Raw genomic sequence first — 18,892 nt, 5'->3', positions numbered from 1 at the left:
GGGGGGCTGGGGGGGGGGGGGGGGGGGGGGGTGGGGGTTGGGGGGGGGGGGGGGGGGGGGGGGCGGGGGGGGGGGGGCGGGGGGGGGGGGGGGGCCCCCCCCCCCCCCCCCCCGACTTGCGTCCATAGCCGTGCCTCTAATGTGATGTAGATCACATGCCGAGAATTAGCTGATTCCCTTGTCGTGCTCGCACAATGCCCGGCACAATCGGCATGTTACTGCTGGTGCGCAGATCGACTTCTGTGACGGCAGTGAATGTTCGTGCTTGAACTGCTCTACCTGAAATACCTTGCGTCGCACGTGGGTACGTGCTGCGACGCAGGTCAGTGACGTGCGGATCCTTCCCTGATGGTGAGGCCGGTACCGCGCGTCGATCGGGTCGACGGAAGGGGCGAGCGCATGACCACCGGGCACAAAAAGGCATTGCGGCGGATAGCTGTTGGGTTTCTGGTATCGATCGTCATGACGCTCGTCCTGGCCGGGCCGGTGCGCGGTGATACCGGAAGCGCCTCCGGTTCGGGTAGCTCCGGCTCCGGCTCCGCATCCGGTAGTTCCGGCAGTTCCAGCGGTTCCGCTGCCCTGCCGCTGCCGAGTATCGCCGGACTCGGCGCACTTACCGCGGCCTACACTCAGATCGGCAAACCCTACGAATGGGGCGCCACCGGCCCGTTCGCCTGGGATTGCTCGGCTCTGGTCCAGTGGGCATTCCGTCAGGTCGGGGTGAAACTGCCGCGTACCACCTACGAGCAGGCCAAGGTCGGCGCGGTGGTGCCGTTCCCGGCCCTGTCGCTGGGTGATGTCGTAATCCTCAATGACGACGCCTCGCATGTCGGCATCTACGCCGGCTCCGGGCAAATCCTGGATGCGCACGACTGGGGCGTTCCGGTCGGTCTGCATCCACTCCGCGACTTCGACATCTACACCATCCGTCGTTTCTGATCCGGATTGGCTACGTTTCTCCCGGACCAGCATGGTTGTGCGTGGATGGCAACGATGGGGAACGTGATGGCGATCGGGTGTTCCAGCGCTGGACGACGGCGAGCTCGTGATCGTCGCCCTGCACTGGGCGAACCCGAGCTCAGTCGACGAGCTGGCGCAGCAGCGGTCCGTACTGCGGATGTGCCAGTGCCGAGGCGAATTGCGCGACCAGATAGTCGGCCGGGTTGCCGGTGTCGTACCAGCGGCCCTGGATGACCTGGCCGAAGACCGGGTTGTCGGCGGCGTGCACATTGATCGCATCGGTGAGGTACACCTCGCCGGTGCGGTGTTCGTACCACTGCTCGGTCTGTCTGCGCAGTTCGCAGATGATGCCGGGGGTGACGACATAGCCGCCGATCGCGGCATAGTTCGACGGCGCGTCCTCGGGCTTGGGCTTTTCCCGCAGCCCGGTGATGCGCAGCAGGCCGTTGCCCTGGTCGTCCGCCACGACCGGGACGCCGTAGCGCTGGGATTCGGACGGATCCATCGGCATCAGCGCGAGCACCGGCGCGCCGGTCGCCTCATAGGCGTCGATCAGCTGCTGGGCGCGTGGCACCCCGGCGACGAAGACGTCGTCGGGCCACAGCACCAGCATCGGCTCGTCGCCGAGATTGCGGGCGGCATTGAGCACCGGGGTGCCGTTGCCGTAGGGCCCGTGCTGATCGAGGTAGGTGATATGTCCGAGCCGGGACAGCTCGCCGACCTCCTCCACCGCGTCGGCGTAGGCGTCCTTGCCGTCGGCGCGTAGCTGGGCCACCAGGGCCGGGTTCGGGCGGAAATGATCCTGGATCAGGGACTTTCCGCTGCTGACCACGATGGTGATATCGGTGATTCCGGATGCGACCAGCTCGCGGACGGTGTGCTCGATGACCGGCTTATCGCCGACCGGCAGCATCTCCTTGGGGATGGCCTTGGTCAGCGGGAGCAGCCGGGAGCCGATTCCGGCGGCCGGTATCACGGCCTTGCGGATCTTCATGGTCCGATCATCACATACCCGAGCGGGTCCGAACCGGCGATCCCCGCGCTTGGGCCGGGCATGTCGGGACGGCAACATATTGGTATAGGACCTGGTCACGGGTGGTTGGGCAGGGCAGAGCGCCGCGCTCGCTCCGTCGTCGCGCTGCGAAGTTCGATAGCAATCTCGCAGAAACTACTCGGCTGACCTACACCCGGCACCCAGGTTGCCTGTCGTCTTCACAGGTTGACGGGGTGTTGCGCGGTGCGGCCGACCTGTCGGTGGGACCGCGTAGATTCCGGTGCGTGAGCACCGACAACACCGCTGTGGCAGCCAGGGGAGGCGCGGTTCGGTCCGCGTCCGTGCGCACGGCTCGGCGGTGGGTGCTGCATATCGATATGGATGCCTTCTTTGCTTCGGTCGAACAATTGACGCGGCCGACGCTGCGCGGGCGCCCGGTGCTGGTCGGCGGCATCGGTGGGCGCGGCGTGGTCGCGGGGGCGAGCTATGAGGCGCGGGTATTCGGTGCACGCTCGGCCATGCCGATGCACCAGGCGCGGCGGTTGGTCGGAGTAACCGCGGTGGTGGTGCCGCCGCGCGGTGCGGTCTACAGCGTGGTCAGCGCGCGGGTGTTCGACGCGCTGCGCAGCCGCATCCCGGTGCTGGAGACGCTGTCGTTCGACGAGGCGTTCGGTGAGCCCGCCGAGTTGGTGGGCGCGACCGCCGAGCAGGTGCGCGAATTCTGCGAGGAGTTGCGTGCGCTGGTGCGGGAGCGGACCGGGTTGGTCGCCTCGGTCGGTGCGGGTACCGGTAAGCAGCTGGCCAAGATCGCCTCCGGAATGGCCAAACCCGACGGGGTGCGGGTGGTTTCGCCGGATGAGCAGCAGCAACTGCTGGCCGGGCTGCCCGTGCGCAAGCTGTGGGGGATCGGTCCGGTGGCCGAGGGCCGCTTGCGTTCGCTCGGTATCGAGACCGTCGGCGCCTTCGCGGCGCTGCCGGAATCGGAGGCGGTGTCCATTCTCGGCGGCAGCGTCGGCGCGGCGCTGCACCGGCTGGCCCGCGGCATCGACGACCGGCCGGTCGCCGAGCGGGCCGAGGCCAAACAGATCAGCGCCGAGAATACCTATGAGACCGATATCGTCACGATGGCCCAGCTGCGTCTGGCGATCGAGACCATGGCGGCGGCCGCGCACCGTCGTCTGGAGAAGGACGGGCGGGCCGCACGCACCGTCGTGCTGAAGCTGAAGAAATCCGATATGAGCATCGTGACCAGGTCGTTCACGCTGCCGTACGCGACAACCGAGCTGGCCACGCTGACTACGGCGGCGCAGCGCTCGGCCATCGATCCGGCCGAGCTCGGGCCGATCCGGCTGGTCGGGGTGGGTTACGGCGGGCTGTCGACGGTCCGGCAGGAGTCGCTGTTTCCGGAGTTGGATCAAGCGCCGGTCGAGGACGGCGGTGCCTGGGAGGGCGACGCGCCGCACTCCGATAGTTGGGGCGCACAGGAGGAGCCGTCCGCAGCTGAGGACGGCGCCACAGAGCTCGGCGCGGGTGCGTTGGTCGGGGCGGTAGGCGGCGAGGTGGGAGTAACCGCCACATCCCCGGTCCCCTTGACCACGCAGCCGAGCGTCGGTGCAGCTCAGGACGATTCGCCGGTGCGGAACACGACGCTGTGGTATCCAGGACTGGATGTCACGCACCCCGAATTCGGGCACGGATGGGTGCAGGGCGCCGGGCTCGGTGTGGTCACAGTTCGGTTCGAGACCAGTTCGACAGGGCCCGGTCCGGCGCGTACCTTTGCCGCCGACGACATCAGTCTGTCCCGAGCGGATCCGCTCGGCAGTCTCCGCTGACAGGTAGCCTGGGTCATTCGTGCAGCGTCGCCGATTCGGGTGACGGCTGCCGTTGGTGGAACGACATGTACCTACTCGAACGCAAAGGACGAGCAGTTGAAGCTTCGTAAGACTGGACGCATCGCCATCGCCGCCCTGGCCGTCGTCGCCGCACTCGGCATGACCGCCTGCAGCGATGACAAAGACAGCAAGCCGGCCGCGAAGACCAGTACCAGCGCCAAGGCCTCGGCCGGCGCGAGCGCGAACACCAATTTGCCGCCGGTCCCCTCCGTCGCGGAACTGAACACGCAGCTGCAGCGTGCCCTCGATCCGTCGATCCCCAGTTCCGAGAAGCTCGACGGCGTGCAGGGCGCCGAGGCTGATCCGGAACTGCCGAATCGACTCGCCGAGGCCGCCAAGGGCGCCAATGTCACTATCACGGTCACCGATGTGACCAGCTTCGGCGACAGCGTCAATGCCAAGGCCAAGGTCTTGCTCAACGGCCAGGAGAACATTATCGACGTGCCGTTCGTCGCAGAGAACGGCAAGTGGAAGATCCAGAAGGCCTGGGCTTGCACCATGCTGACCAACCTCGGCCAGCAGTCGGTGGCCTGCAGCTGATAGACCAGCGGTCGCGGCCGACCCGGTGTCGGCCGCGCCGGCTGTGTGCTTGCTGAGAATCAATGCCGTACGCCGGCAAGAACTTTCGTTTGAAATAGTTACCGTTAGGATCAGGCCCCGTGGCTGACACGATGGTGTGGGCGGGGCAGCCGTCCGTCGAGGAATCCGAACTCGGGACGGCACAATCGAAGACGCGGAGGGGTTGGGCCGGGCCGATCGCGCTGATCGCGGGCCTGCTGGGCGCACTGTTCGCGGTGGCGGTGCCGCTGCTGCCGGTGCGCGTGGACGCGGCGACGCTGACCTGGCCGCAGGCGGGTTCGGCGCGCAGCATCGAGGCGCCGCTGATCTCCTATGCGCCACTGACTTTCGACGCCACCCTGCCGTGCGCGGCGATCAACCAGCTCAGCGCCAAGGGCGGCACCCTGGCGGCGACCGGACCCGATGGCGCGCCGGACCTCGAACGCTACGGATTCGTCGCCCGCGTGCGCGCCGGGGCCGACACTCCGGCCCGGCTGGATGTCGTGCTGCGCAATCAGGCGTTGCTCAGCGTGCCGGTGGCCGAGCTGGTTCCGGGCTGTGAACTCACCGTGCACGCCGACAACGCCAGTGCGACCGCCACCCTGGTCGGATTCGAAGCGCCCGGATTCCCGGTGGTGCTCAATGGCGACTACCGGCCGCAGATGGTGGGCATCTTCAGTGATCTGGCTGCGGCCGACGGTGCGCGCGTCACCGCCGAACTCGACACCAGGTTCTCCTCGACGCCCACTCCGGTGAAGCGCGCGGCAATCTGGCTCGCGGTGCTGTGCACGATTGTGGCGCTGGTCGCGCTGTATCGGCTCGATCGGCTCGACGGTCGGCGGGTGCGTCGCTTCCTGCCGCAGCGCTGGTGGACGTTCACGCTGCTCGATGCGGTGGTGCTGGGCACCATGGTGGTCTGGTATTTCATCGGGTCCACCACCTCCGATGACGGCTATCAGTTCGGTATGGCCCGTGCGTCGGGTGTCGCGGGCTACATGGCCAACTACTTCGCCTACTTCGGGGTGCCCGAAAATCCGGTCGGCACACCGTATTACGACCTGATTCGGATCATGACGGAGATCAGCACCGCCAGTCCGTGGGTGCGGCTGCCCGCGCTGTGCTGCGGTGTGCTGATGTGGCTGTTGCTGAGCCGCGAGGTAGCGACCCGGCTCGGGGTCGCGGTGCGCCGCAACCGCGTCGCGATGTGGACCGGTGCGCTCGGCTTCCTGACCATCTGGCTGGCCTATGACAACGGGCTGCGTCCGGAACCGCCGGTCGCGCTGGGACTGCTGCTCACCTGGTGCCTGGTCGAACGTGCCATTGCCACGCGGCGATTGTTGCCCGCCGGATTCGCGATCCTGGTCGCGGCCTTCGCCTGTACGGCCGGGCCGTCCGGCGTGATCTGTATCGCGGCGCTGTTGGCAGGCTTGCGGCCGGTCGCGCGAATCATCATGGACCGCACCGGGACTCGGGGATCGTTGCGTACCCGGGTGGTCGGCTACGCGGTGCTGCTCGCCCCGCTGCTGGCCGCGGGCATCGTGGCGCTGGCAATCATGTTCGCCGATCAGCCGTTGGCGGCGATGTTCGAGATGAAGCGGATTCACCACATCGTCGGCCCGGATGTCGAGTGGTTCAACGACTATCTGCGCTATCAGTACCTCTTCCAAGGCGAGACCGACGGCTCGGTCGGCCGCCGGATCGGTGTGCTCGCGATGTTCGCGGGGCTCATCGTGTGTGTCATCGTCCTGTTGCGCAAGGGCGGTCGGATTCCGCTGCTGGCCGCGGGTCCGACCCGGCGCATTCTCGGTGTGACCGTCGGCGCGCTACTCCTGATCATGGTCACGCCGACCAAGTGGACCCATCACTTCGGTGTGTACGCGGGCGTGGCCGGTGCCGTCGCCATGGTGACCGCGATGGCCCTCGCGCCAAGGGTTTTGCGGGCGCCGCGCTACCGCGCGCTGTTCGCCGCGGTGGTGGCATTCCTGCTCGCGCTGGTGTTCTCCGGGCCCAATAAGTGGTGGTACGTCTCGTCTTACGGCATTCCGTGGTGGGACAAGCCGCCGGTGATCGCCGGTATCGAGCTCAACAAACTGTTCCTGCTCGCCGCCGCAGCACTGCTTGCCGTCGCTGCGTGGTGGCATGTGCGGGCACCGGAACCCGGTACCCCGCATCGGGTTTCGCGTCTCGCGTGGCGGGTGTCGGTGCTGCCCCCGCTGACCATCGCGCTGGCGCTGCTCGTGGTCTGGGATGTCGGCTCCTTCGCCAAGGCGGCCGTGGCCCAGGGCCCTGCTTTCTCGCTGGCGCGCTCGAATATCGAGGCGCTGACCGGGAAGACGGCGGGTCTGGCCGGTCATGTGCTGGTGGAGACCGATCCGAATGCGGGCATGCTGCGGCCGCTGACCGGCGATGCGGTGAGCACCTTGTCGGGCACCGGCACCGGATTCACCGGTGCTGGGGTGGCCGCCGATCTGCGCCCCGACGACGATTCGAGTCCGACCGGCAGTATCGCCGACGCGTTGAGCAGTAAGTCCGCCTCGGAGAACACCGCCGGAACCGCCACCGCCGCACTGCCTTTCGGACTGAACCCGGCGACCACGCCGGTGCTCGGCAGCTTCGGCTCCGGTGACGCGGGCCCCGCCGATCTGACCACGGGTTGGTACCGGCTTCCGGAATCCGGTGACCGCAATGGAATTATCGCGCTGACCGCGGCGGGCCGGATCCGCTCGGTCGACGCCGACGGAATCGTCACCCCGGGCCAGACCCTCGAAATCGAATACGGCGCAACCGATTCCGCAACCACCGCGCAGCCCATGGGCAAGGTAACCCCGATCGATATCGGACCGGCGCCGTCCTGGCGCAACCTGCGCGTACCGTTCAGCGTAATCCCCACTGGCGCAGACGTTATCCGCATCGTCGCCGTCGATCGCGACCGCAATCCGAAGCAGTGGCTGGCCGTCACCCCGCCGCGGGTGCCGCAGACCAGAACGCTGAACGATGTTGTCGGCTCACAGGTCCCGGTTCTCACCGACTGGATGGTCGGCCTGCAATTCCCCAACCAGCGCCCCTACGACCACCGCGACAATATCGCCGAGGTCCCGGCCTACCGCATCCTTCCGGACCGTCCGGGTGCCGAGATCACCACCCTCTGGCAGAGCCACGACGGCGGCGGGCCGCTCGGCTGGTCGAATATGCTGCTGCGTCCCCGCACCCTGGCCACCTACCTGGACCGGGACTGGGGGCGAGACTGGGGCGAACTCCAACAACTCGTGCGCATCGATCCCAAGGCCGACCCTGCGAAACCCGAAATCACCGAGCAGGACCACTCCGGTCTCTGGACGCCGGGCCACATCAACACGTCGTACTAGCGGTTGATGCTGTTGGTCGCTATGCGGGTGGCCAAGGCGGTCAGGTCGGCGGCGGTGAAGCCGGGGTAGCCGTGCAGGAGTTGACGCCAGTGGTGCGGGATGGCGGTGGCGCCCCAGCGGGCGCCGAGGAGGCCGCCGGCGATGGCGGCGGTGGTGTCGGTGTCGCCACCCGCGCGGACACAGAGTTCGAGTGCGCGCGGGAGGTGGTCCGGAGCGGAGGCGTCGGCGGTGGTGATGGCCCACCATGCGGTCTGGAGGGCGTGCACGACCCAACCGTTATTCGAAAAGTCTTGCGGGCCACCGGTTTCGGCCTGGTCGAGCAGGTGGGTCCAGTAGGCGGCGCTCGGCGAGGCGTCGACGAACTCGCGGACACCGTCGAAGGTTCCGGTGAGCACGGCGTGCCGAATGGCGTAGGTCCAGATCTTGCAGGCCTCGATCGCCTGCTGGTCATGATGAGTGAGCGCGCCGATCGCACCCGCCATGCGGACGCATTCGTCCGCCTCGCCGAGGTAGGCGAGGGCGACGGGGGCGGTGCGCATCAGCGAACCGTTGCCGCCGGTCTTGCCGTGCAAGGACATTGCCTGTACCTGCATATCCCGGGCCGAGCGCGGGCGCACCGAGAGCACGGCGCGGGTCTGGATGCCGATATCCGGTGGATCGGAATCGAACCACTGGACGAATCCGGCTGCCACCTCGTCGAGATCGATGCCGGGCCCCTTATCGGCCGCCAGTGCGATGGCGATCGCCATCGATGTGTCATCGGTCCACTGTCCCGGTGCCCACCGGCACGGCCCGCCACCGATCATCTCGATCGCGACTTGCGTTCCCGGCCACGTGAATTCGTAGCCTGCCCCGAGCGCATCGCCCGCCGCGGTGCCGAGCAGCACACCCGCCGCTCGATCCAGTTGCGCATCGTCCAGCATCAAGAAACCTTCCGCCGCCTGCGGTTTTTCGCGGTCAATGTACCCGAGGACATGGGCTGTCCCGTCCTGTCGAACTCGACAAGCGATCGCGTGGAAAACTGTGCCCTCACTACGAAGCCATAGCTGGGAAGGGCAGATCAGCGACGGTCTGTTGAACTGGCCGGTTCGGGCTGGGCGGTCCGGGCCCGCCGTCGGCCACGCACGAGCGCGTCGGCGGTGAAAATCGCCAGCGCCGCCCAGATGAGCGCGAAACCGGCCCACCGCGACGCGGGCATCGGCTCATGTGCGATGGCCACACCCCACGCCATCTGCAGCGCGGGCGTGAGGTACTGCAGCAGTCCCATGGTCGAGAGCGGAACCCGTTGCGCGGCAACTGCGAACAGCAGCAGTGGCAACAGGGTGACCGGGCCGGTCGAGATCATCAAGCCGGAATGGGCTATGCCACTGGCGAATTCACTGCGTCCGGTCACCGCGAATATGATCACGAAGGCCAGCGCGAACGGTGCGGCGACCAGCCCCTCGGCCGCGATTCCGGGCAGCGCGTCCAGCGGGATCACCTTCTTCACCAGCCCATAGGTGGCGAATGAACAGGCCAGTGCCAGCGCGATGAGCGGCGGTCTGCCGTAGTCGACGGTGAGCACGGCGACCGCCACCGCACCCAGCCCGAGCGCCGCCCACTGCGCCCTGGCCAACCGCTCACGGAAGATCAGCACGCCGAACGCCACCGTTACCAGCGGATTGATGAAGTACCCGAGCGCACACTCCACCACATGTCCGGAGGTGACGCCGTAGACGTACACGCCCCAGTTGATCGATAGCGCGGCGATGGCGACCGCCGCCATCCGCCAGGTCCGCGGTGCGATTCCGCGCAGCCCACCGAGCTGCCCGGTTATCGCCAGCACGACGAGCACCAGCACCAACGTCCATAGAATCCGCTGTGCCACCACCTCGGCCGGATTGGCGAAGGCCAGCAACCCGAAGTACGCCGGAAACAGCCCCCAGATCAGAAATGCGCCTGTACCGAACACAACACCTGGGACCGCCCTGCTTCGCTGCACCCTACCGACGGTAGTTCTCGGTAGCCTGGCGGTCATGTCGATTACCGTGCCCCATACGGCCGTCACCGGGCTGACCGCGGCGGAGGTCGAGCAACGCCGCCGCGACGGGCTGACCAATGACGTGCCGGACCGGGCGAGCCGATCCGTACGCGACATCGTCCGCGCCAACGTCTTCACCCGGATCAATGCCATCCTGGGTGTGCTGTTCATCCTGGTGCTGGCGACCGGCTCGATCATCGACGGCATGTTCGGCCTGCTGATCATCGCCAATAGCGCGGTCGGCATCATCCAGGAGGTCCGCGCCAAGCGCACCCTGGACCAGTTGGCCATTGTCAGCCAGGCCAAGCCGACCGTGCGCCGCGACGGACAGTCGCTCGAGGTGGCGCCGAAGGAGGTTGTCCTCGACGATCTGATCGAGCTCGGCCCCGGCGACCAGATCGTCGTCGACGGCGCGGTCGAGGAGTCCGCACTGCTCGAGGTCGACGAATCGCTGCTCACCGGTGAGGCCGATCCGGTCGACAAGCCGATCGGCGCGTCGGTGATGTCGGGCAGTTACGTCGTCTCCGGTTCCGGCGCCTACCGGGCGACGAAGGTCGGCCGGGACGCCTACGCCGCCAAGCTGTCCGAAGAGGCGAGCAAGTTCACGCTGGTCAAGTCCGAATTGCGCAGCGGTATCGACACCATCCTCAAGGTCATCACCTATCTGTTGATCCCGGCGGGTCTGCTGAGCATCTACAACCAGCTTGTCTCCAGTAAGGAGTCCTGGCGGCCGGCGGTCACCGGCATGGTCGCGGCGCTGGTGCCGATGGTGCCCGAGGGCCTGGTGCTGATGACCTCGGTGGCCTTCGCGGTCGGTGTGGTACGACTCGGCAGGCGCAAATGTCTGGTGCAGGAGCTTCCGGCCATCGAGGGCCTGGCCCGCGTCGACGTGGTGTGCGCGGATAAGACCGGCACGCTCACCGAGAACGGGATGCGCCTGTCGGATATCAAGACGCTCGGCACGTTCGACGACGCCGAGGTGCGACAGGCCTTGGCCGCCATGGCCGCCGACGATCCGCGCCCGAATGCGAGCGTGCAGGCCATCGGTGAGGAGCTCAGCGATAGGCCGAATTGGCAGCACACCGCGGTCGCGCCGTTTTCCTCGGCGAAGAAGTGGAGCGGGTTCTCCTACGGCGAGCACGGCGACTGGCTGCTGGGCGCGCCCGATGTGCTGCTCGACCCGAGTTCCGAAGATGCCCGCGTCGCAGAGGAACTCGGCTCCTCGGGCCTGCGCATTCTGCTGCTCGCACGCAGTGACCGTCCGGTCGACGCCGCCGACGCACCGGGCGCCGTCGACCCCGCGGCCCTGGTCGTGCTCGAGCAGAAGGTGCGTCCCGATGCCCGCGAAACCCTCGATTACTTTGCCAGCCAGCAGGTTTCGATCAAGGTGATCTCCGGCGACAATGCCGTCTCGGTCGGTGCGGTGGCCTCCTCACTCGATCTGCGCGGCGGCGATCACGCGGTCGACGCCCGCGAATTGCCCGAGGACCGGTCCGCACTCGCCGACGTGCTCGAACGCGAGACCACCTTCGGCCGCGTGCGTCCGGATCAGAAGCGAGCCATGGTGGGCGCCTTGCAATCTCGTGGCCACACCGTCGCCATGACCGGTGACGGCGTGAACGATGTGCTGGCGCTGAAGGATTCCGATATCGGCGTGGCCATGGGGTCGGGCAGTCCGGCCACCCGCGCCGTCGCCCAGATCGTGTTGTTGGACAACAAATTCGCCACACTGCCGTACGTGGTCGGCGAGGGCCGCCGGGTGATCGGCAATATCGAGCGGGTCTCGAATCTGTTCCTCACCAAGACCGTGTACTCGGTGCTGCTCGCTTTCCTGGTCGGCCTCGCCGGTGTCGGCTCACAGATCTTCGACTACGATCCGATCGGATATCCGTTCCTGCCAAGGCATGTCACGATCGCGGCCTGGTTCACCATCGGCATTCCGGCCTTCATCCTCTCGCTGGCTCCGAACAACGAACGCGCCCGCTCCGGATTCGTCTCGCGCGTCATGCGTTTGGCGATTCCGTCCGGTGTGGTGATCGGCGTCGCCACCTTCGTCGCGTATCTGATCGCTTATGCGGGACCGCATGCCACCCCCGAGCAGAAGGAGCAGGCGGGTACCACCGCGCTCATCACCCTGATCATGATCGCGGTGTGGGTCCTGGCCATCGTGGCCCGGCCGTACGTGTGGTGGAAGGTGGTGCTCATCGGCGCATCGATCCTCGCCTATGTGCTGTTGTTCACAATCCCGTTCACCAGGCATTTCTTCAAACTCGACCCCTCGAATATCGAGCTCACCACCGCGGCGTTCATCTGCGGAGCCGTCGGCATCGTGCTCGTCGAGGCCGCCTGGTGGATCGCCGCCGCAGTTCAGGGCGAGAAGCACACGCTACTTCCGAGCTCACCGGGCGGGGGCGCCTGAACAACTGGACGCCTGACCCGCCGCGCCGCGAGATACCTTGTGCGAAGCGATCATTCAGGGTTGGAGTACCTTCTCGACTATGGAGGTATTGCTGCATCAGATCGACGCGTTCGCCGACGCACCGTTCTCTGGCAACCCGGCCGCGGTCATGCCGCTGGCGGTATGGTTGCCGGACGAGCTGTTGCAACATCTGGCCGAGGAGAACAACCTCGCCGAGACCGCCTTCTACACCTCGCAATTACCCGTCGAGGCGGGCAGTCCACCCGGGGAGTGGCCCGCCGTCCACCTGCGCTGGTTCACCCCGACCCGGGAGGTCGATATGTGCGGCCACGCGACCATGGCGACGGCCGCGCAGATTCTCGAGGACATCCATCCCGGCGAGGACCGGGTGAGCTTCTTTACGCGCAGCGGCTGGCTACACGTCGACCGCACCGATGACGACGAATACGTGCTCGACCTACCCGCGCTGCAATCCAAGGAGGTCGCGCCCGATTCCGCGCTGGTGGAGGCACTCGGCGTCCGTGCGGTGCGTGCGTACACCGGATTCGACGAGGTGATCGTGGTGGGTTCCGAACGTGAAGTGCGCGAGGCTCGGCCGAATTTCGCGGCGTTCCCACCGCTGGCTTTCGACGCGGTGATCACCGCACCCGGCGATACCGTCGACTTCGTCTCCCGGGTCTTCGGTCCGGATCTCGGTGTGGTCGAGGATCCGGTCACCGGATCGGCGCACGCACAGCTGGTTCCGCTGTGGAGCCGCGAATTCGGCCGCGCCGAACTCAGCGCCCGTCAGCTCTCCCGGCGCGGCGGCAGGCTGCGCTGTGAACTCGCCGGTGACCGGGTACTGCTCATCGGCAGCTGCCGCCGGTACCTGGATGGTGTTGTGACACTGCCGGATTGACCAGTCCGGCCGCGACCTTCCCGGTCCTTTGCGTATCACCGACCAGACCAACAGATGACGGCCGCCCAGAGTTACTGATCCGGGACGGGGCCGTCATCCGTACCGGGCAGCGCGATGTCCTCGTACTCCGGCAGCAGCGGAACGATCGCGAAACTGGTGGCGACCGCGTCGGCGGGCAAGGCCTGTACGGCGCGGATTCCGTTCTGGACCGCTAGATTTCGGAGTTGCGGGAGCGGTCCGCGGACCACGAGACCGACGGTGCATGCGCACCCGGCGCGCAGTCGAGCCGCTGATACCGCATTGATGCGGTCGGTGCGTTCGCCAGCCGCGTGCTGAGCCAGCAATTGCCAGGCGGCATTATCGGCGGACGCCACGGCTACCGCATTTCCCGCCGGCAGTTGAACCGTGACGATCGGGGTGTTCACCCGCGGGATCGACACATGGTGGCTTGCCGCGGCAATGCGCAGGCCGCCGCTGTGCGCCGGAATCTGATCTGGGGTGCGGGGTTCGGTAAACGAGACCAGGGCCCAGTGCTCCTCGTTATCCGAACCGGATAGTGAATCCTGTGCCCGCGCAAGATAATCCGCGACATGCTCACCCCGTTCCGGCCCCAGCCGGTCGGTCGAAATGCCGGACGGCCGCGGGGGATTCAGCACGCCGAGCACCACGATCAGCACGACGAAGCCGACCGCCCCGACGGCAATGGCACTGCGGCGCAATGTTTCAGGCATTGCGCAACACGGCGAGTGCGTTCTTCAGATCATCCGGATATTCGCTGGTGATCTCCAGATACCGGCCGTCGGCCGGATGGTTGAATCCCAGCGAACGCGCGTGCAGCCATTGCCGTTCCAGCCCCAGCCGCTCCGCCAGCCGCGGATCCGCGCCATAGGTGAGATCACCGCAGCAGGGGTGCCGGATCGCGGAGAAATGCACCCGGATCTGGTGGGTGCGCCCGGTTTCCAGATGAATATCGAGCAGGCTGGCCGCCTGGAACGCCTCGACGGTGTCGTAGTGGGTAATGCTCGGGCGTCCGTCCGCGGTGACCGCGAACTTCCAGGCATCGCCGCGGGCCCGGCCGATCGGCGCATCGATGGTGCCGCTGCTCGGATCCGGGTGTCCCTGCACCAGCGCGTGATAGCGCTTATCGATGGTGCGCTGTTTGAATGCGCGCTTGAGCACCGTGTACGCGTGTTCGGACTGCGCGACCACCATGACCCCGGAGGTGCCGACATCGAGCCGGTGCACAATGCCCTGCCGCTCGTGCGCGCCCGAGGTCGAGATGCGATAGCCCGCCGCGGCCAGTCCGCCGACCACCGTCGGCCCGGTCCAACCGACGCCGGTATGCGCCGCGACGCCGACCGGCTTGTCGACCGCGACGATGTCATCGTCGGCGTAGAGGATCTTCATACCCTCGACCGGCGCCGGCTCGATGGTGAGTTCGCGCTTCGGTTCCGGGAACTCGACCTCCAGCCAGGCACCCGCCACGAGCCGATCCGATTTGCCCGCCGCGACACCGTCGAGCTGCACCGAACCCTCCTCGGCCAGCGCGGCCACGGCGGTGCGGGACAGTCCGAGCAACCGAGATAGCCCGGCGTCGACGCGCATCCCGTCGAGCCCGTCGGGTACCGGCATGGTCCGAGTTTCGCTCACGCCGCATTCCCCTTGCTGCCCGCCGCGCCGTTGGCGCCGTTGTCCGAGGTCTCGTCCGGCTCCGCGGTGGCGGACGCTTCGGGGTGGCCGTGTCCGGTGCGCGTGCCGTCGGGTTCGAAGCCGAAGACCGTGAGCACCACCAGCAGGATCGCCCCGCACACGATCGAGGAGTCGGCCAAGTTGAATACCGGCCACCAGCCGACGGCGATGAAGTCCACCACATGTCCCTGCAGCGGTCCGGGGGCGCGGAACAACCGGTCGACCAGATTGCCGAGCGCGCCGCCGAGCACCATGCCGAGCCCGATCGCCCACCACAGCGAGCGCAGCGTGCGGCCGATACGGATCACCCCGATCACCACGGCCGCTGCGACCAAGGTCAGTAGCCAGGTCATGCCGGTGGCCATCGAGAATGCCGCGCCCGGGTTGCGTACCAGCGACAATCGCGCGAAATCGCCGATAATCGGCACCGGATCGCCCGGGGTCAGCTCGGCCACCACGATGGTCTTGGTGAGCAGGTCCAGGCCGAGCAATACCGCGGCGATGATCAGCAGCGTGCGTAGCCGCAGCGGTGCGGCGGGCTTCCCCGGATCGGCGGTCGGGGTCGGATTCTCTGCGTCGTCGCCGGGTGGCATCGCGCTATCGGCGGGGTTGTCCTCGGGCGGCCGGTCGTCACTCACGTCGACCATCATCTCTCGAGTAACGATTTGCCCGACGCACGCGGTCACCTGCATGTCCCAGCTGACACTCAGGAAGCGGTCGTACTCTGATGCTCGTGACGGTGTTGTCTTCCTCCCACGTACCCCGAATCGCGCGCTCGGGTGTGCTGCTGATGGTGCTGGCGGTCGGACTGTCCGCGTTCGGTGTCGGCTGTAGTGACGGTGCCGACTCGCGCGTCGAGTCCGACAGCACCGAGCCGGTCGGCATCGGCAAGGAAGTGACGGTGCCGATTTCGGCCGCGGTCGCCACCGTCGTCTCGGCGGGTGAAGAGCCGCGATCGCTGCTGCGTCCCGGCTATCCGGCGGGCACGGTGCAGCAGGTGACGCTGCGCACCGATCACCACATCGAGCAGCAGATCAATGATCAGCCGCCGAGCGATTTCTCCTCGCCCGCATTGACGATCCCGATGACGGCGCAGACCGACGGTGACGGTGTCGAGTTGACTCTCGGCACCATTTCCACCCCGGATCCGTCGCTGGCCAAGGCGCTCACCGCGGCCGGCGGTTCGCACGCCGGATTCGATATGAGCGAACTCGGTGCGATCACCGCGCTGCGGCTCGCCCCGGCACCGGACACCTCCAATAACGCTCGCGCGGCCTTGGAACAGGCCTTCTACCAGGCGGTCTACCGTTCGATCACCTTTCCCGACCAACCGGTCGGTGAGGGCGCGGTGTGGACGGTGCAGCAGGAGGTCGACGGTGGTGTCGCACTCGATCAGGTGACCACCGCGACGCTGACCAAGCGCGAGGGCGACCGGCTGACCATCGAACTCGAGGTGACCCAGAAACCGAAGTCACAGGTGTGGTCGCTGCCCAATAATGCGGGCACCCTCGACATCAAGGATTACGTCATGCAGGGCTCGGGCACGATCACCGTCGACCTGGGCCTGCCGCTGCCGGTCGCGGGCTCGATCACCGTCGGCGGACACCAGGCCTACCGCGACCCGCGCAGCGCGAGCATGCTGCAGCAGACGATCAATACGCAGGTCACCTGGAACGAATGAGTCCGTAGCTGTTTGCGCCGATCAGACATGTCGCCCCCGGGTGAGGAATAGGCTCGCACCTGTCCGACAAACGCCTCGATCGGAGGTATCCCATGTCCGATGTGAAACCGATCCCCGAGGGTTATCCGGTGGTCTCGCCGGGATTGGCAATCGATGGGGCGGCTGCCGCCATCGAGTTCTACAAGAATATTTTCGGCGCATCGGAGCGGATGCGCATGCCTGGACCGGACGGCAAGATCGCGCACTGCGAACTCACGTTCGGCAATTCGCTCATCATGGTCGGCGATCCGGCCCCCGATATGGACTTCCTCGACCCGAAGACGGTCGGCGGTACGCCGGTCAATCTCTACGTCTATGTCGAGGACGCCGATGCGGCCTTCAGCGCCGCCCTCGCCGCGGGCGCCAAGGAGCTCACCCCGATGACCACCCAGTTCTACGGCGATCGCAGCGGTGCGTTCGAGGATCCGTGGGGCCACCGGTGGACCGTGGCCACGCACGTCGAGGATGTGCCGCCGGATGAGATGGACCGGCGGATGGCCGAATTGTTCGGCGGGGCCTGAGCGTTTGTGCGATCTGCCGCGCGGTCGGTGTGCCGCGCGGCAGATCGCGTTGGTTACCCCAGAACGATCGAGTCGCCCTCGACGTGAACGGATTTCGGGGCGAGCGGCTGGGTGGCCGGGCCATTGACGACCGAGCCGTCGAGACCGAATTTGCTGCCGTGGCAGGCACAGTTGATGGTGCCGCCGGAAACCGTCGCGACCTTGCAACCCGCATGTGTGCAGGTCGAGGACAGGCCGACAAAGGAGCCGGCATTCGGCTGGGTCAGTACCACATCGCCCTTGATCACACCGCCGCCGACCGGCACCTCGGCAGTGGAGGCGATGGCGTTCGGCTGTCCGGCGGCGACATTCGGTCCGGTCGATCCGGCGGCGGCCTTTGGGGGTTCGGCCGCGGGGGCGTCGGTCTTGCCGTAGGTGGTGCATGCGGTCAGTGCGGCCATGGCGGCCGCTGCCCCGGCACCCGCGATTACGACGTGGCGGCGGTCGAGGACGAGATCATCGTTGGTCATATCGGACTCCGATCAGAAGGTGATGCCGTTGTGCTGGAAGAACCACAGGGCTGAGGTGAGCCAGAGGCCGGTCAGCCCGGCGAGTACCAGGCCGCCCGCGACCGGAATGACCCAGCCGGGCAGGCCCTTTCGGGTCAGTTGCAGCATCTTCGCGACGAATGCTCCATAGAAAAAGCAACCGAGCAGGGAATGGATGAGTACGCGGTTTTCGTAGTCCTGAAAACCCAAGGCGAACAGGCAATGTACGGCGACCGGGACGGTGACGAGTACGGCGAGTCGGCCCGACCAGACATGGGCGGAGACGATCCAGGACGGGGTCTTCGGGAAGATCGCGCCGAGCTTGCCGTACATGGTCAGCGCGGAAAGCAATTGGAACAGCGCGAGTGCGGTGGCCAGGGTGGCCAGCCAGGTCTTCACCGCGACCGGACTGGAGAATCCGGCCACATTGATCGAAAAGAACCGTGGCTCATGCTGTTTCGCGTAGACGCCGAGCAGTACCGAAACTGCCGCGCCGATGAGCAGCGGAATGATGATGGCCGCCGCCGACGCTCGGCCCGGATGCACCCGGACCGTCGGCGCTTCTCGATCAGCCGACACTGTCACCACCACTTACCTTGTTCGCGGTTACCTTTTTGCCGTTGACGACGGCCGTCGCGTCCGGCGCGAGACCGACGGCAGGGGTGGTGGAGCCGTTGGGATTTCGTTGGACGCCGGTGACCCCGCCGTTCGCATCGACGATCCAGCTCTGACGGGTGCCCGCCTCGCTGTAGACATACAGTCCGGCGGGTGGTTGCACCGGATTCGCGGTGTAACTCCACTGCTTGCCGCCGATCCAGAGTGTCCCGCGCACCGCCTTGCCGTCGAAGGCACCGGTCAGTTTCGCGTCGTCTTTGCCGGTCAGCTGCAAGGACCCGTTCGTGGCCGGGCCGCGCAGCCAGGACTCGATGCTCTTGCCGTCACAGGCATAGGCGATTGCCTTGTCGCCCGCGACGGTGATCTCCAGTGTGATGGTGCCGCCGGAGGCGAGCGGGATGGTGCCCACGTAGTCGGCCTTGCCGGGAAAAGGAACAGCCGCAGTGGTGGTCGGTAGCGGCGTCTGTGTCGTGGCCACGGGGGTGGTTGTGACCACCGCATTCGTATTCGTGGCCGATGGTTCGGTGTCCTTGGACATATTGATGACCAGTAGGACGAGGCCGAGTGCGGTCACTGCCGCCAGGGTGAGCCACGGTCCCAGTCGTTTCATAGGGTCTCCTCGATATGCGGCCGCCAGCACCGCTGTTCGAATTGTCTACGTGGCAGACCCGGTGAGCGGTTCAAACGGGGCATTCGCGGCAGCCGACCCACGGC

17 protein-coding genes are annotated in these 18,892 nt (G+C 66.8%); 8 read left to right on the top strand and 9 right to left on the bottom strand.

Annotated elements, in window-relative coordinates; translation table 11 throughout:
* Nucleotides 1-399: 399 nt before the first annotated feature.
* Nucleotides 400-939: an NlpC/P60 family protein gene (locus ACIBW7_RS27125; protein WP_397050997.1), complete on the top strand. Its 540-nt coding sequence runs from the start codon at nt 400-402 to the stop codon at nt 937-939.
* Between the two features lie 139 nt (nt 940-1,078).
* On the opposite strand, the gene ACIBW7_RS27120 is transcribed toward ACIBW7_RS27125, so the two are convergent.
* Nucleotides 1,079-1,954 (bottom strand): UTP--glucose-1-phosphate uridylyltransferase, encoded by an 876-nt coding sequence (locus ACIBW7_RS27120; protein ID WP_327096879.1) that lies wholly within the window; start codon nt 1,952-1,954, stop codon nt 1,079-1,081.
* 377 nt (nt 1,955-2,331) lie between these two features.
* Between ACIBW7_RS27120 and ACIBW7_RS27115 the strand changes: the two genes are divergently transcribed.
* The 3 genes from ACIBW7_RS27115 (at nt 2,332) to ACIBW7_RS27105 (ending at nt 7,769) form a co-directional block, all read left to right on the top strand.
* On the top strand, nt 2,332-3,786 hold the full coding sequence (locus tag ACIBW7_RS27115) for a DNA polymerase IV (RefSeq protein WP_397051638.1): 1,455 nt from the start codon (nt 2,332-2,334) through the stop codon (nt 3,784-3,786).
* A 39-nt stretch (nt 3,787-3,825) separates the two neighbouring features.
* A complete protein-coding gene (locus ACIBW7_RS27110; protein WP_397050994.1) occupies nt 3,826-4,386 on the top strand; it encodes a hypothetical protein in 561 nt (186 codons plus the stop codon).
* 131 nt (nt 4,387-4,517) lie between these two features.
* A complete protein-coding gene (locus ACIBW7_RS27105; protein WP_397051636.1) occupies nt 4,518-7,769 on the top strand; it encodes an arabinosyltransferase domain-containing protein in 3,252 nt (1,083 codons plus the stop codon).
* Here the strand turns inward: ACIBW7_RS27105 and ACIBW7_RS27100 are convergent.
* Together ACIBW7_RS27100 and rarD are read right to left on the bottom strand one after the other, a co-directional pair.
* Nucleotides 7,766-8,692 (bottom strand): ADP-ribosylglycohydrolase family protein, encoded by a 927-nt coding sequence (locus ACIBW7_RS27100; protein WP_397050992.1) that lies wholly within the window; start codon nt 8,690-8,692, stop codon nt 7,766-7,768. The two genes, ACIBW7_RS27105 and ACIBW7_RS27100, sit on opposite strands and share 4 nt — an antisense overlap.
* A 137-nt stretch (nt 8,693-8,829) precedes the next feature.
* On the bottom strand, nt 8,830-9,786 hold the full coding sequence (gene rarD, locus ACIBW7_RS27095) for an EamA family transporter RarD (RefSeq protein WP_397050990.1): 957 nt from the start codon (nt 9,784-9,786) through the stop codon (nt 8,830-8,832).
* On the opposite strand from rarD, the gene ACIBW7_RS27090 reads away from it, so the two are divergent.
* Together ACIBW7_RS27090 and ACIBW7_RS27085 are read left to right on the top strand one after the other, a co-directional pair.
* Complete coding sequence (locus tag ACIBW7_RS27090; RefSeq protein WP_397050988.1) at nt 9,785-12,208, top strand: HAD-IC family P-type ATPase; 2,424 nt, start codon at nt 9,785-9,787, stop codon at nt 12,206-12,208. The genes rarD and ACIBW7_RS27090 overlap by 2 nt on opposite strands.
* 79 nt (nt 12,209-12,287) lie before the next feature.
* The gene (locus ACIBW7_RS27085; RefSeq protein WP_397050986.1) at nt 12,288-13,106 is read left to right on the top strand and encodes a PhzF family phenazine biosynthesis protein; all 819 of its coding nucleotides are present in this window, start codon (nt 12,288-12,290) and stop codon (nt 13,104-13,106) included.
* A gap of 71 nt (nt 13,107-13,177) precedes the next feature.
* On the opposite strand, the gene ACIBW7_RS27080 is transcribed toward ACIBW7_RS27085, so the two are convergent.
* From ACIBW7_RS27080 to lspA, 3 genes are read right to left on the bottom strand one after another with little or no spacing between them, the layout of a single operon-like run.
* Nucleotides 13,178-13,837, bottom strand: a complete 660-nt coding sequence (locus tag ACIBW7_RS27080) for a hypothetical protein (RefSeq protein WP_397050984.1) — start codon at nt 13,835-13,837, stop codon at nt 13,178-13,180.
* On the bottom strand, nt 13,830-14,756 hold the full coding sequence (locus tag ACIBW7_RS27075; protein WP_397050982.1) for an RluA family pseudouridine synthase: 927 nt from the start codon (nt 14,754-14,756) through the stop codon (nt 13,830-13,832). The genes ACIBW7_RS27080 and ACIBW7_RS27075 overlap by 8 nt, the downstream gene beginning before the upstream one ends.
* Nucleotides 14,753-15,445, bottom strand: a complete 693-nt coding sequence (lspA, locus tag ACIBW7_RS27070; RefSeq protein WP_397050979.1) for a signal peptidase II — start codon at nt 15,443-15,445, stop codon at nt 14,753-14,755. Before lspA ends, ACIBW7_RS27075 begins: the two co-directional genes overlap by 4 nt.
* A gap of 77 nt (nt 15,446-15,522) precedes the next feature.
* Here lspA and ACIBW7_RS27065 point away from each other — a divergent pair, with 77 nt between their 5' ends.
* Complete coding sequence (locus ACIBW7_RS27065) at nt 15,523-16,476, top strand: hypothetical protein (RefSeq protein WP_397050977.1); 954 nt, start codon at nt 15,523-15,525, stop codon at nt 16,474-16,476.
* 92 nt (nt 16,477-16,568) lie between these two features.
* Nucleotides 16,569-17,036, top strand: a complete 468-nt coding sequence (locus ACIBW7_RS27060) for a VOC family protein (RefSeq protein WP_397050975.1) — start codon at nt 16,569-16,571, stop codon at nt 17,034-17,036.
* A gap of 53 nt (nt 17,037-17,089) precedes the next feature.
* On the opposite strand, the gene ACIBW7_RS27055 is transcribed toward ACIBW7_RS27060, so the two are convergent.
* Genes ACIBW7_RS27055 through ACIBW7_RS27045 form a run of 3 tightly spaced genes read right to left on the bottom strand, consistent with a single transcriptional unit; the run spans nt 17,090 to nt 18,788 of the window.
* Entirely contained in the window at nt 17,090-17,545 is a 456-nt protein-coding gene (locus tag ACIBW7_RS27055) for a Rieske (2Fe-2S) protein (RefSeq protein WP_397050973.1), read from the bottom strand.
* Between the two features lie 12 nt (nt 17,546-17,557).
* Nucleotides 17,558-18,142 (bottom strand): DUF6529 family protein, encoded by a 585-nt coding sequence (locus ACIBW7_RS27050; protein WP_397050971.1) that lies wholly within the window; start codon nt 18,140-18,142, stop codon nt 17,558-17,560.
* Entirely contained in the window at nt 18,132-18,788 is a 657-nt protein-coding gene (locus ACIBW7_RS27045; RefSeq protein ID WP_397050969.1) for a hypothetical protein, read from the bottom strand. Before ACIBW7_RS27045 ends, ACIBW7_RS27050 begins: the two co-directional genes overlap by 11 nt.
* Nucleotides 18,789-18,892: the final 104 nt, after the last annotated feature.

It is taken from the genome of Nocardia sp. NPDC049526 (assembly GCF_044465765.1).
Lineage (GTDB): Bacteria > Actinomycetota > Actinomycetes > Mycobacteriales > Mycobacteriaceae > Nocardia.
This window is presented reverse-complemented; position numbering and strand designations above follow the sequence as displayed.